At 54.0% G+C, this 13,602-nt stretch carries 12 protein-coding genes and 1 other annotated feature; of the genes, 4 read left to right on the top strand and 8 right to left on the bottom strand.

Translation table 11 applies throughout. The annotated features are described in order from the left end of the window. Positions 1–205: 205 nt before the first annotated feature. The 6 genes from htpG to ACLD4F_RS11930 all read right to left on the bottom strand — a co-directional run bounded on the left by htpG (position 206) and on the right by ACLD4F_RS11930 (position 6,294). A complete protein-coding gene (gene htpG / locus ACLD4F_RS11955) occupies positions 206–2,080 on the bottom strand; it encodes a molecular chaperone HtpG (protein WP_001523272.1) in 1,875 nt (624 codons plus the stop codon). A 110-nt stretch (positions 2,081–2,190) separates the two neighbouring features. Further along, positions 2,191–2,796 carry a recombination mediator RecR gene (gene recR, locus ACLD4F_RS11950; protein WP_001195023.1) on the bottom strand — a complete coding sequence of 202 codons (606 nt, stop codon included), beginning with the start codon at positions 2,794–2,796 and terminating at the stop codon, positions 2,191–2,193. After that, positions 2,796–3,125: a YbaB/EbfC family nucleoid-associated protein gene (locus tag ACLD4F_RS11945; RefSeq protein WP_000467098.1), complete on the bottom strand. Its 330-nt coding sequence runs from the start codon at positions 3,123–3,125 to the stop codon at positions 2,796–2,798. Before ACLD4F_RS11945 ends, recR begins: the two co-directional genes overlap by 1 nt. Positions 3,126–3,170: 45 nt before the next feature. Then, positions 3,171–5,099: a DNA polymerase III subunit gamma/tau gene (dnaX, locus tag ACLD4F_RS11940; RefSeq protein WP_000121967.1), complete on the bottom strand. Its 1,929-nt coding sequence runs from the start codon at positions 5,097–5,099 to the stop codon at positions 3,171–3,173. Beyond that, positions 3,774–3,838: a sequence feature (DnaX frameshifting element), on the bottom strand. It overlaps the preceding gene by 65 nt. Before the next feature lie 113 nt (positions 5,100–5,212). Further along, a complete protein-coding gene (apt, locus tag ACLD4F_RS11935) occupies positions 5,213–5,764 on the bottom strand; it encodes an adenine phosphoribosyltransferase (protein ID WP_000127350.1) in 552 nt (183 codons plus the stop codon). Between the two features lie 152 nt (positions 5,765–5,916). Next, entirely contained in the window at positions 5,917–6,294 is a 378-nt protein-coding gene (locus tag ACLD4F_RS11930) for a DUF454 family protein (protein ID WP_001189860.1), read from the bottom strand. Between the two features lie 68 nt (positions 6,295–6,362). Between ACLD4F_RS11930 and priC the strand changes: the two genes are divergently transcribed. From priC to ACLD4F_RS11915, 3 genes are all read left to right on the top strand, one after another. Continuing rightward, the gene (gene priC, locus ACLD4F_RS11925; protein WP_001519637.1) at positions 6,363–6,890 is read left to right on the top strand and encodes a primosomal replication protein N''; all 528 of its coding nucleotides are present in this window, start codon (positions 6,363–6,365) and stop codon (positions 6,888–6,890) included. A gap of 13 nt (positions 6,891–6,903) precedes the next feature. After that, complete coding sequence (rsmS, locus tag ACLD4F_RS11920) at positions 6,904–7,071, top strand: pleiotropic regulatory protein RsmS (protein ID WP_000051161.1); 168 nt, start codon at positions 6,904–6,906, stop codon at positions 7,069–7,071. Between the two features lie 69 nt (positions 7,072–7,140). Continuing rightward, positions 7,141–8,076 carry an Rpn family recombination-promoting nuclease/putative transposase gene (locus ACLD4F_RS11915; RefSeq protein ID WP_097363409.1) on the top strand — a complete coding sequence of 312 codons (936 nt, stop codon included), beginning with the start codon at positions 7,141–7,143 and terminating at the stop codon, positions 8,074–8,076. Positions 8,077–8,117: 41 nt separating this feature from the next. Here ACLD4F_RS11915 and mscK read toward each other — a convergent pair whose 3' ends face one another. Together mscK and acrR are read right to left on the bottom strand one after the other, a co-directional pair. After that, positions 8,118–11,480 (bottom strand): mechanosensitive channel MscK, encoded by a 3,363-nt coding sequence (gene mscK, locus ACLD4F_RS11910; RefSeq protein WP_000178234.1) that lies wholly within the window; start codon positions 11,478–11,480, stop codon positions 8,118–8,120. A gap of 118 nt (positions 11,481–11,598) precedes the next feature. After that, a complete protein-coding gene (gene acrR, locus ACLD4F_RS11905; RefSeq protein ID WP_079944481.1) occupies positions 11,599–12,252 on the bottom strand; it encodes a multidrug efflux transporter transcriptional repressor AcrR in 654 nt (217 codons plus the stop codon). Positions 12,253–12,393: 141 nt separating this feature from the next. Between acrR and acrA the strand changes: the two genes are divergently transcribed. Continuing rightward, the gene (acrA, locus tag ACLD4F_RS11900; RefSeq protein WP_001039202.1) at positions 12,394–13,587 is read left to right on the top strand and encodes a multidrug efflux RND transporter periplasmic adaptor subunit AcrA; all 1,194 of its coding nucleotides are present in this window, start codon (positions 12,394–12,396) and stop codon (positions 13,585–13,587) included. Positions 13,588–13,602 lie beyond the last annotated feature (15 nt).

Here is a 13,602-nt window from a genome sequence, read left to right as displayed (position 1 = left end):
ACGTCGCCATCCGGCAGTCACAAAACAGTACCCGTCCGTAGGCCGGATAAGACGCTTCGCGTCGCCATCCGGCAGTCACAAAACAGTACCCGTCCGTAGGCCGGATAAAACGTTTCACGTCGCCATCCGGCAGTCACAAAACAGTACCCGTCCGTAGGCCGGATAAGATGCTTCGCGTCGCTATCCGGCAATCAGATGAGCGTTATCAGGACACCAGCAACTGGTTCATACGGCGGATAAACTGGTTCGGATCTTCCAGCGTACCGCGTTCAGCGAACAGCGCCTGATCCAGCAGCAGCTCGACCCACTCTTTAAACTGCGCTTCATCCTCGGTATCGGCAGTGCGTTTGACCAGCACATGATCCGGGTTGAGCTCAAAGATGTATTTCACTTCCGGCACGGACTGACCGGCCGCGGCGAACAGTTTCGCCATCTGGGTGCTCATTTCATCCGCATCGGTGGTGACAATCGCCGGCGTGTCGGTTAAACGATGCGTCAGACGCACCTCTTTCACGCGATCGCCCAGCAGGGTTTTGACACGCTCCACGAACGGCTCAAGCGCCTTTTCCGCTTCTTTCGCGTTTTCGTCGACTTCATCCGCCAGTTTTTCGATGGACTCATCGGCTTTAGCGACCGACTGGAATGCTTTACCGTCAAACTCGGTCAGGTAGTTCATCATCCACTCGTCGATGCGATCGGAGAGCAGCAGCACTTCGATGCCTTTCTTACGCAGCAGCTCCAGGTGCGGGCTGTTTTTCGCCGCCGCATAGCTGTCTGCGGTGATGTAGTAGATTTTTTCCTGCCCTTCTTTCATCCGGGAGACGTAATCTTCCAGCGACACGGTCTGGGCGGAAGAGTCGGTATGGGTAGAGGCAAAGCGCAACAGTTTAGCGATCGCTTCCTGGTTGGCGTGATCTTCCGCCGGGCCTTCTTTCAGCACCAGACCGAACTGTTTCCAGAAGGTTTGGTATTTTTCCGCGTCGTCTTTCGCCAGTTTTTCCAGCATTTGCAGGACGCGTTTGGTCAGAGCGCTACGCAGATTACGCGTTACCGTGCTGTCCTGCAGGATTTCACGGGAGACGTTCAACGGCAGGTCATTAGAATCAATCAGGCCGCGCACGAAACGCAGATAGTTCGGCATGAACTGCTCGGCATCGTCCATAATGAACACGCGCTGTACGTACAGCTTCAGACCATGTTTGTGATCGCGGTTCCACAGATCCCACGGCGCCTGCGATGGGATATACAGCAGGCTGGTGTACTCCTGCTTACCTTCCACGCGGTTGTGGCTCCAGGTCAGCGGATCGGTGAAATCATGCGCGATGTGCTTGTAAAACTCGTTGTACTCGTCGTCTTTAATTTCCGACTTGTTGCGGGTCCACAACGCCTGAGCCTTGTTGATTTTCTCCCAGGAAATCACGGTTTCGCCGTCTTTTTCTTCCCGTTTTTCAATCTCTACCGGCAATGCGATGTGATCGGAATATTTACTGATAATTGAGCGTACGCGCCAGTCATCGAGGAATTCATCTTCGCCTTCACGCAGGTGTAAGGTGATTTCCGTACCACGGTCATTTTTGGTGATATCGGCAACGGTGTATTCGCCTTCGCCTGCCGATTCCCAGAACACGCCATTTTCCGGCTTGTCGCCTGCCGCACGGGTACGTACGGTCACTTTATCGGCCACAATAAACGCGGAGTAGAAGCCTACGCCAAACTGACCAATGAGCTGGCTATCTTTCGCCTGATCGGACCCCATTGATTCGAGGAAAGATTTGGTGCCGGACTTGGCAATGGTGCCTAAGTGGTCAATCACCTCATCACGATTCATCCCCACGCCGTTATCGGCAATGGTCAACGTACGCTTATCTTTATCGAAAGAGACGCGCACACGCAGCTCGCCATCTCCTTCATACAGATCCGGGTTTGACAGAGCGCGGAAACGCAGCTTGTCCGCCGCATCTGAGGCGTTAGAGATGAGTTCACGCAGGAAGATTTCTTTATTGGAATAAAGAGAATGGATCATCAGGTGCAGAAGCTGTTTAACTTCTGACTGAAAACCACGCGTTTCTTGTCCTTTCATGTGGATAGACCTCAACAATGCCATTTTTAATGGTAAAAATACGTTGAGGGTGAGATGGGGACAAGCGGGTGTGATTTCAAGCGGAGGCCGCGAATGCCGCCTCCGTTTGTTCAGAAAATAATCTTATGGCGTCCCGCCAGCGAGTGGGACAGCGTCGTACCGTCGACCATCTCCAGTTCGCCGCCAACCGGCACGCCGTGGGCGATACGACTGGCTTCGACGCCGGCCTCCGCGCACAGCTCGGCAATATAATTCGCGGTAGCCTCCCCTTCAACCGTCGGGTTGGTCGCGAGGATCAGCTCACTGATTTTTTCTGACGCCAGCCGCTGTTCCAGACGATCGAGACCGATATCATCCGGCCCGATGCCGTCCAGCGGCGACAGGTGGCCCATCAGCACGAAATACCGCCCGGAAAATTGCCCGGTCTGCTCAATGGCGTAGATATCCGCAGGACTCTCCACCACGCAAATCTGGCCGTTTTCCTGACGCCGCGGGTTCGAGCAGATATTACAGACATCCTGCTCGGTAAAGGTACGGCAGTCGGCGCAGTGGCCGATTTCCGACATCGCCCGGGTCAGCGCCTGCGCCAGGCGCATTCCGCCGCTGCGATCGCGCTGCAACAGGGTAAACGCCATCCGCTGCGCCGACTTAGGGCCGACGCCCGGAAGGCAGCGCAACGCTTCCATAAGCTGAGTTAACAGCGGACTGGTTTGCATCAGAATGGCATCTTAAAGCCTGGCGGCAGTTGCATACCGGAAGAGACGGAAGCCATCTTCTCTTTTTGCGTCTCTTCAATGCGGCGCGCCGCATCGTTGAAGGCCGCAGCGACCAGATCTTCCAGCATCTCTTTGTCATCTTCCAGCAGGCTTGGGTCAATTTCCACGCGGCGGCAGTTATGCGCGCCGTTGATGGTAACCTTCACCAGACCCGCGCCGGATTCGCCGGTCACTTCCAGCTGCGCAATCTCTTCCTGCATTTTCTGCATTTTTTCCTGCATCTGCTGGGCCTGTTTCATCAGATTGCCCAGACCGCCTTTTCCAAACATAAGCTCTCTCTCTTGATGGTTCACAATCGCAAGCCAGGCTTACGATCAAATGGGGCGGATACTCTCTTCATCCAGCTCGGCGTCGAAGAATCGACGCAGCGTCTGAATGTTATTATCCGCGATAATTGACTCACGCGCTTGCGCGAGTTTCTCTTCATAAATAGCCTGACGCCATTCCAGCGGCGTACGCACCGCGGGATTATCATCTTCAACGATGGTCAGTTCAACCGTCGTTCCCGTCAGATCGCTGAGCGCTTGCGCCAGCTTTTGCTGCGCGCCGCTGGAATTGAGGTGCCGCTGCGTCGAGCGCAGATGCAGACAAACCGCGTTGCCGTTCTGCTCCTTCCAGGCATTAAGCGCCACCTGCTCCACCAGCTTAGGCAAAGAAAGCTGGCTTACCTGCGCCGCCCACGGATCGCGCTCAATCGCTTCCGCCGCCAGTTTAGCCGCCAGCTCCGGCGTTTTTTCATGCTCCAGAGCTTTCTTAAGCGCTTTTGGCGTAGCCACCACTTCTTTGGTTTGTACTACCGGCGTGGTGGCCTTCCAGCGATAAGCCTCTTTCTTTACTGGTGCCGTTTCCAGCGCAGACGGCGCCGGGCGCGCCTGTACGCGCTCCGAAACCGAGGCCAGCCGCTCCAGCGCAGAGTTATTCACCGGCCGCGCGCGGGATGCGGCTGCCGGTTCACTCTTTTTTGTTTTGGTTACTCCCTGCGCGCGCTGTAGCTGATTGCGCGCCGCCAGCACCTGACTGGTAGACGCCGGCAGTGGCGCTGGCGATGTCTGCGGCGCGGGCGCCGACGGCTGCTGCACCTGCGGCGGCGTCATTACCGCCGTTGGGGCCACGGGCGCAAAAGACTGCCGCGGCGTTTCAGGCTCCGGCAATGGCATACGCGGGTGAAACGCCAGCGCACGCAGTAACGTCATTTCAACGCCCATCCGCCGGTCCGGCGCCCAGGGCAATTCTTTGCGACCAATCAACAACGTCTGATAATAGAGCTGAAGATCGCCGGGAGGCACCGTCCGGGCAAGTTCGCGCATCCGTTGCTCGATAGCCGCCATATCGCTGCCTAACGCGGCAGGCGAAAGTTGCACCATCGCAATACGGTGCAGCAGGCTAAGCATTTCGACCAGCAGCGCTTCCCATTCAATACCGCGCGCCGCCGCCTCGTTGATAAGCGACATGACGCGTTCGCCGTTAGCGTCAACCACCGCCTCGACTAATGACAAAGCCTGGTCGTCGTCCAGCGTACCGAGCATGGCGCTTACCGCCTGCGTCGAAACCTGCCCGTCGCCGCTGGCGATCGCCTGGTCAGTCAGACTTAATGCATCGCGCAGGCTGCCGTCAGCCGCCCGTGATAACAACTGCAACGCGCGGGGTTCGTGAGCGATATGTTCCTCATTGAGAATATGCTCAAGCTGATGGCGAATCTGTTCAACATCCAGCGCTTTGAGATGAAACTGTAGGCAGCGCGACAAAATGGTCACCGGCAGCTTCTGCGGATCGGTGGTCGCCAGTAAAAATTTCACATGCGCTGGCGGCTCTTCAAGCGTTTTAAGTAACGCATTAAAGCTGTGGCGCGACAGCATGTGGACTTCATCGATCAGATAGACTTTAAAGCGACCGCGCGCAGGCGCGTACTGGACGTTATCCAGCAGGTCGCGGGTGTCTTCGACTTTGGTACGCGATGCGGCGTCAATCTCAATGAGATCGACAAAACGCCCCTGCTCAATTTCCCGACAATTATCGCAAACGCCGCACGGCGTCGCGGTAATACCGGTTTCGCAGTTCAGCCCCTTCGCCAGCAGTCGGGCGATAGAGGTTTTACCGACGCCGCGCGTGCCGGAAAAAAGATATGCGTGATGAATGCGCCCTAACGACAAGCCGTTCGCCAGTGCGGTCAGCACATGTTCCTGGCCGACGACGTCAGCAAAGGTTTGTGGGCGCCATTTTCTGGCTAAGACCTGATAACTCATTGGCAGGCTCTGAAACGCTGGAAGGTGGATTCATAGAAGGGTAATGCTAACACAACCTCGCCGATACAGCGAGGTTGTCTCTCTGGCTAAAATAGCAGTGCGGATAGCCTGAATCAATGCCCTGGAAACGGCACCAGGCTATAACAGGTAATCCCCTGCTTTTCCAGACGCTGCTCGCCGCCCAGATCGAACAAATTGATGATGAACGCCGCATCGGTGACTTTCCCGCCCAGACGACGGATCAGCTTCACGGTCGCCTCAATGGTGCCGCCAGTCGCCAGCAGATCGTCCACGACCAGCACGTTGTCGCCAGGTTTAATCGCGTCGACATGGATTTCCAGCTGATCGGTGCCGTACTCTAATTCATAGGTCTCGGCAATAGTTTCACGCGGTAATTTGCGCGGTTTACGTACCGGAACAAAACCAACGCCCAGCCCAAGCGCAACCGGCGCGCCAAACAGGAAGCCACGCGCTTCGGTGCCGACCACTTTGGTGATACCCGCATTTTTATAACGCTCAACCAACAGTTCAATACTGAGCGCGTAGGCTTTCGGGTCTTCCAGTAAGCTGGTGACATCACGGAAAAGAATGCCCGGTTTCGGGTAATCCTGAATGCTTTTGATGCTGTTTTTGAGAAACTCAAGCTGCTGTGCAGTCGCGGTCATGGATATATGCCTGCTAAGTACGGTGTTACTCACGGCGCAATACTTTTCAGTCAGGGGTAACGCTCGGTTACTCTTTGACCGCCTGCGCCTGTGCTCGAAAACGGTCGAATTTACTGGCTGTGAACGACAATTGCAACAGCGATTCGTGTGCTTCAGCGCTTTTGTTGCTTTTCATCAATCACCGGTATCCGCCACATAAAAATCAGCAGGCAGGCCAAAATAACCAACAGCAGCACCCGCACCCACATCATATTCACCAGCCACAGCGAGATACCAAAGGTCAGCAATATCAACGCGATCGCTCGCGGTTTCGCTCCCGGCGGCATGGCCCGATAGCGCTGCCAGTGGCGCAGATAACCGCCAAACCATGAGCGGTATAACAACCAGGCATGGAAACGCGGCGACGAGCGGGCGAAACACCAGGCCGCCAGTAAAATGAACGGCGTAGTCGGCAACAGGGGCAAAACCACGCCCAGTGTCCCTAATACTACCGCCAGCCAGCCAATGATGATTAAAATAGTACGTTGCATAATGCGAATCGTTATCAAACAGAAGGCTACTGTAGCACAGCCTGTCTTATTTTCATCGGGGTGTTGAATTGAAAACCGCTATGCTGTTACAGACGCTGGAAGAGAGGCTGGCGACGCTACGCCAACGCTGCGCGCCGCTGGCGCAACATGCGACGTTAAGCGCGCGCTTTGACCGACACCTTTTCCGTACCCGCAGTACTCTGTTGCAGGGATATCTGGAAGAGGCTGACGCCAATCTCGCCGCGTTGCGTCAGGCGGTAAAACATGAGCAACTGCCGCAAGTCGCCTGGCTGGCGGAACATCTGGCTTCGCAACTGGAGGCGATATCGCGTGAAACCGCCGCCTGGTCGCTGCGCCAGTGGGACACCGCCGCGCCAGGGCTTGGCCGTTGGCAGCGCAGACGAATACAGCATCAGGAGTTTGAACGTCGACTACTGGCGATGACACAGGAGCGCAAAATTCGTCTGGCGCAGGCGACCGGCCTTGTCGAACAACAAACGCTGCAAAAGGAAGTCGAGATCTATGAAGGACGGCTGGCGCGCTGCCGACATGCGCTGGAGAAAATAGAAAACGTACTGGCGCGTTTAACCCGTTAACCCTGGAGAAAGTATGTCGCTTGAAAATGCCCCTGATGAAGTCAAACTGGCCGTGGATTTAATTGTGCTGCTTGAAGAGAATCGCTTACCGGCACGAACGGTGCTACGCGCGCTGGAAATAGTTATGCGTGATTATGAAAACAAGTTAAAAAGTACGGAAGACGACTCGCAAACAGAGTAATTGCCCGCTGGTTTGTCCTCGTTGTCGCTGACAGAGTGGTCGCTACCGTCAGGCAACAAGGGATGGGTCATGGAACGTCTACCCACCACGCCGCACGATGCGGTATTTCGACAAATGCTGATGCAAAAAGAGGTCGCCCGCGACTTTCTGGCTCTCCACATGCCAGAAGACTTTCTTGCAATCTGCGATCTGGATTCACTGAAGCTGGAGTCGGGGAGTTTTGTTGAAGACAATTTACGCAGCCGCTATTCAGATATTCTCTACTCTCTGCATACCCAACACGGCCCCGGGTATGTTTACGCGCTCATTGAACATCAGAGCAAATCAGACCGGCTGATGGCTTTTCGCCTGATGCGGTACGCCATTGCCGCCATGCAGCGTCATCTGGATGCCGGTCATGATACCTTGCCGCTGGTGGTACCAATCCTCTTTTATCACGGTCCGGAAAGCCCGTGGCCCTATAGCCTTAACTGGCATAATATGTTTGTGAAACCGGATATGGCGAAGGCCTTATACAGTCATGAATTTGCGCTGGTCGACCTGACGACAATGCCGGATAATCAGCTTTTGCAGCATCGGCGGATAGCGATGTTAGAGCTCCTGCAAAAACATATTCGTCAACGCGATTTAAGCGAACTGCTCGACCCCCTTATCACGCTTTTAACGCAGGATTATTTGACGGACGCGCAGCTCAGTGTGCTGATCAACTATATGTTGAAAGCAGGAAACGCCGCAGAACCCGGAGCGCTGATTCGTCAACTGGCGCAGGGCGCGCCGCAGTATAAGGAACAACTGATGACAATAGCGGAATGGCTGGAAGAAAAAGGCCGAACGGAAGGGTTGCAAAAGGGTCTGCAAAAAGGCCTTGAGCAAGGGTTAGCACAAGGCCGTGAGGCCGAAGCGCGCGCTATTGCCCGCAAAATGCTTGCCAACGGGCTGGAACCCGGGCTCATCGCCAGCGTCACCGGCATTACGCCGGAAGAGCTTTCTACGCTTTCACATTAGCGGCGCCGCGCGCACTCATAAAGCGCGCAGCCCACCGCCTTTTAGCTTGCCGTAGGCGCCAGATCGCCGCCGTTGAGATCGCGCTTCACTTCAGTGACTTCGTCGCCCTTCGCGTTATGCAGATGCACCTCAAGCTGGTTAAAGGCGATATTGATATCATTTTCACGGCACAGTCGATCGATCGCGCGGTTCAGTTCATCCACCGTATGGCTACGATCGCGCAATTCACGCACATACAGACGCAGTTCATGATCCAGAGTGCTGGCGCCAAAGGTGGTGAAGAATACGGCAGGTTCCGGATCGTGCATCACCTTCGGATGCTCCATCGCCGCCTGTAGCAGGACTCTTTTCACTTTCTCCAGATCCGAGCCATAAGCCACGCCAAGCCGGATCACCAGACGAGTCGTGGTATCGGAGAGGGACCAGTTAATCAGCCGCTCCGTTACGAACGCTTTGTTCGGAATGATCACTTCTTTACGATCAAAATCGGTAATAGTGGTGGCGCGAATACGAATCTTACTGACCGTGCCGGAGTAGGTGCCGATCGTTACCGTATCGCCAATGCGTACCGGACGTTCGAAGAGGATGATTAAACCCGAGACAAAGTTACCGAAGATCTCCTGTAGCCCAAAGCCGAGACCCACCGACAACGCCGCCGCCAGCCACTGGAGTTTATCCCACGAGACGCCGAGCGATCCGAATACTGTCATCGCGCCAACAGCGATAATGACGTAGTTAAGGATCGTGGTGATCGCATACGAAGCCCCCTGGCGCATATTCAGACGTGAAAGCACCAGCACTTCCAGCAGGCCGGGTAAGTTGCGGATGAGCGCCCAGGCCACCATCGCGGCAATAATGGCGAATAGCAAGCTGCCCATCGTCACGCTTTTCACCACCGCAGCGCCAGCTTCGGAGCCGTTGTAGTGCCACAGCGTGATGCTATCAAGATAGCTGAATACGGTGATCAAATCGGACCAAATCGCCCAGAACATAACGCCGAACAGGGCAAGCATTAGCAGCATCGTGATACGTAATGTTTGCTGGTTAATCTGCTCCAGCGCGATGGTGGGTTCTTCCTGTGGCTCCGCGCCTTCCGCTCCCTCTTTTACCAGGTTCTGACGACGAGCCAGCGCGCGTCGCCAGGCAATCCGGCGTGCCGCTACGCTTAACCCGCGCAGCACCGTTTGATAAAGCAGGTTCCAGATAATGACCAGATAGACGGTTTCAATCCAGCGTCCCGCCAGGCGCAGGGTGGTATAGAAATAGCCGGTCGCCGTTAATACCATTAACGCCACCGGAATGATGGAAAGAATCGTCACGGTCACCAGTCGAATGCCGTGAGATTCTTTATCGCGCCAGCTTTCCCGGCACAGTGGCCACACCAGCAATGTTATGACCAGCAGATTGAGGAAAATAACCGCCTGCCCCAGCACGTCATCCATCAGATTCAGCGGCGACAACTCCGCCACCACAGACCAAAAGTGCAGCGGCAGCAATGCGAGGCTAATGCGTACAATCTGGCGACGCCAGTGGCTGGTCAACTGCGCCGGCATACCAAAATGGCGTATCGCCACGCCCTCTTTTTCCAGCACCTTCCAGCACAGCCCAAAGACCAGCCAGAACATTGCGAGCTTTTTACTAAAGGCCCAGAGCAGATCGCTGATATTTAGCTGCATGGTCAGCAGGATCAGTCCAAGCGCGAGGATAATCAGACACACCGGCAGCGCGCGGATCAGATCGATCAGAATAGCTTTTGGCGTATTGAGTTGACTATCGTTACGCAACGATCCCACGGCGGCGGCCAGCTTCTGTTGATACGCTTTTAACCATTTCAGACGCCAGCGGATTAAACCGGCGATGAGCAAGAGCGGCAACCCGGCCAAAAAAGCAATAAATACCGCGGGCCAGGCTTTTTGCCAGTTCACCGTGATTTTCATGGCGCTGAATTGCTCTTTTAACGTTTGGGGGAACGCTTTAAGCCAGTCCCAGTCCATAGGGCGGTTACTGTTCACCCAAAAAATCTGCTGCGTCAGAATGGCTTTCAGATTTTTCGAGACGCTCATCAACTGCTGCTGGTTAACTTGCAGGTTAATCGCCATCATCAGCTGGTTACCCAACTGTTTATTTAGCTGATCCAATAGCTCACGGCGCATCTCCACCACCTGAAGCAACGCATCATGAACTTCATCATTTACCTCGCTGGTATGCCCCTCCTCCAGCTTGTCGACAAAGGCATCGCTTTGGAATAAGGCATCACGCTGCTGGTTGATTTCAAACTGCTCCAGACGCAAATCCGCAATGCGGTTGGTCATATCTTCGAGTTCGTCGGCGGAGGGCAAGGTTTGCTGCTGTTGATAAAGAATACGCGACAGCAACAGGCTGCCTTTTAAGACGGCAATCTGTTCTTTGATATTTCTTTCCGACTGCAGCGCGCGATCGAGCCAGTTTTTTACTTTAATGTTTTGCTGCATCAACATATTGCCGTTTTCGGTCGCGACAATCAGACGCTGGCTGAGTTGATGGTTAATATCCAGTTCCTGTTTTACCAGCGGGTTCGCCTGGATACGCGCCGTTTCGTCCGGCGAAATGGCCTCCTGGGCCGTTTTTTCCGTTAGCGTAAGTCGTTTACTGTTGACCGCCTCCTGTAAAAGTTGAAGCTGATGTTCAAGGCGATTACTGTTGGCCGTCACGTAATCCCGCTGTTTTTGCAGGGTGTCCTGCAAAACGGTATTTCCTTCAAGACTCTTACGTTGCTGGTCGATCTGCGCATTAAGCAGCGCCTGTTGTGCCTGTAATAACACCTGTTGGCTGGGGCGAAGCGCGGCTTCGCCGACGTTATTGCCGTCCAGACGGTTACGGATTTGCTGTATTTGCTGTGAGGCGGTATACATGGCGTTTTGCACGCGCTCAGGCTGGGTCTGTAGCGAAACAAGCTGGCTGTTATAAGCGGCAAGATCGTTTTGCGAATTTTGCAAATCATCCAGTACCTGCGCCACGCGCAGCTCAAGCTGACGTAGCGAAAGCGCACTCAGCGTTTTTCGCATTTCATCATCATTATCGACGTCGCTCAGCGCATTCAACGCAGCCGTCGCCTGACGCATTTTTTCAGGCGCCTGCGCCACCTTCTGCCGTAGCTGTACGGTCTCCTCTTTCACCCGCTCGATTTTATCCAGCGTAGCTAACGTATCAATAAGGTCCTGCTGGACAAGCTTATCCTGGGCGGAGAGATCTTTTTGCTTATTCAGCGTATCCAGCTGGTTTTGCACATCTGCTTTTGACGGCAGGTCGCCATTCGTTTGCCCCCGGGCAAATGCCAGAGACTGACAGGACAGCAGGATAATAAGGACGCTAATTGTAATAAAAACAAAATGCTGTGAACGTTTATAAAGCTGCAACATAGTCATGAGAATGAAGTGTCTGAACCGGCAAGCAGACCGGAAATAATTGAGTCGCAAGAATATCACGCCTGTAACAAACAGAATAGCGACACAGAAAATGTCCAGGAGTTTTCCTGGAATATTATCAGGGGGAGCCGTTGAACGTCGACGCGCGCAGCGTCGGACACAATTGATACATCTCCAGCAGGATCGTGACGTAGGCGCGAGCTTCTTTTTTTAAATCAAACGTTTGCGGTGCAAATAACCAGTTTTCCATGAGCCCTGAAATAAAGCTGCGCATCAGTATCGCCGCACGACGGGTCAGCAGATTTTCAGGCAGCATTTTAGCATTAATACAATGTTTTAACGTTTGTTCAATCCGATCGTAACTTTCCAGACAAAGGCTACGTTGCGCCTGTTGAACCACAACCATTTCTCCGACAAACTCACATTTATGGAATATAATCTCCATCAATAAGCGGCGTCGTTCTTCTGTTACAGTAGCTTCAAGAATATGAACTAAAATTTCTCTTAATACAGATAGTGGATCGTCGGGGAATTTTGCCTGATACTCAATCTCAAGCTCACCAATATTGGATTCTGATAGCTCCCAGATCTCACTGAATAAATCCGACTTATTTTTGAAATGCCAATAGATTGCGCCGCGCGTCACGCCAGCAGCGTTCGCAATCTCCGCCAGCGAGGTTGCTGATACGCCTTGCTGCGAGAACAAACGCAGGGCCACATCCAGGATGTGTTGTCGTGTCTCCAGCGCTTGTTGTTTGGTTTTTCGTGCCATATGTCGGTGAATTTACAGGCGTTAGATTTACATACATTTATGGATGTATGTACCATAGCACGACGATAATATAAACGCAGCAATGGGTTTAAGGACCTTTGACCATTGACCAATTTGAAATCGGACACTCGAGGTTTACATATGAACAAAAACAGAGGGTTAACGCCTCTGGCGGTCGTTCTGATGCTCTCAGGCAGCTTAGCGCTAACAGGATGTGACGACAAACAGGACCAGCAAGGCGGCCAGCAGATGCCAGAAGTTGGAGTTGTCACACTAAAAACGGAACCACTGCAAATCACAACTGAACTTCCGGGTCGTACCGTTGCTTACCGTATCGCCGAAGTTCGCCCACAGGTAAGCGGCATTATCCTGAAGCGTAATTTCGTTGAGGGAAGTGATATCGAAGCGGGAGTCTCTCTCTATCAGATTGATCCTGCGACCTACCAGGCGACTTACGACAGCGCTAAGGGCGATTTGGCAAAAGCGCAGGCCGCCGCGAATATCGCTGAACTGACGGTGAAGCGTTATCAAAAGCTGCTGGGTACGCAGTACATCAGTAAGCAGGAATACGATCAGGCGCTGGCTGACGCGCAACAAGCGACTGCCGCCGTTGTCGCAGCAAAAGCCGCCGTTGAAACCGCACGTATCAACCTGGCGTATACCAAAGTCACCTCACCGATTAGCGGTCGTATTGGTAAGTCATCCGTAACGGAAGGCGCGCTGGTACAGAACGGTCAGGCGTCGGCGCTGGCGACAGTGCAGCAGTTGGACCCTATTTATGTCGATGTGACCCAGTCCAGCAATGATTTCCTGCGCCTGAAGCAGGAGCTGGCAAATGGTTCGCTGAAGCAGGAAAACGGCAAAGCGAAGGTCGATCTGGTGACCAGCGACGGTATCAAATTCCCGCAATCCGGTACGCTTGAATTCTCCGACGTTACCGTTGACCAAACCACCGGATCTATTACTTTGCGCGCCATCTTCCCTAACCCGGATCACACCTTATTGCCAGGAATGTTCGTTCGCGCACGTCTGCAGGAAGGGACAAAACCGACGGCATTACTGGTTCCACAACAGGGCGTTACCCGTACTCCACGCGGCGATGCCACGGTGCTGGTGGTTGGCGCTGATAACAAAGTGGAAACCCGCCAAATCGTCGCAAGCCAGGCGATCGGCGATAAGTGGCTGGTGACTGACGGATTGAAAGCGGGCGACCGCGTAGTCGTCAGCGGGCTGCAAAAAGTCCGTCCTGGCGCACAGGTTAAAGTGCAGGAAATTACCGCGGATAACAAACAGCAAGCCGCAAGCGGTGATCAACCTGCTCAGCCTAGGTCTTAACTTAAACAGGAGCCG

The organism is Salmonella sp. 741265050_HSA (assembly GCF_046569445.1).
Classification (GTDB): domain Bacteria; phylum Pseudomonadota; class Gammaproteobacteria; order Enterobacterales; family Enterobacteriaceae; genus Salmonella; species Salmonella enterica.
This window is presented reverse-complemented; position numbering and strand designations above follow the sequence as displayed.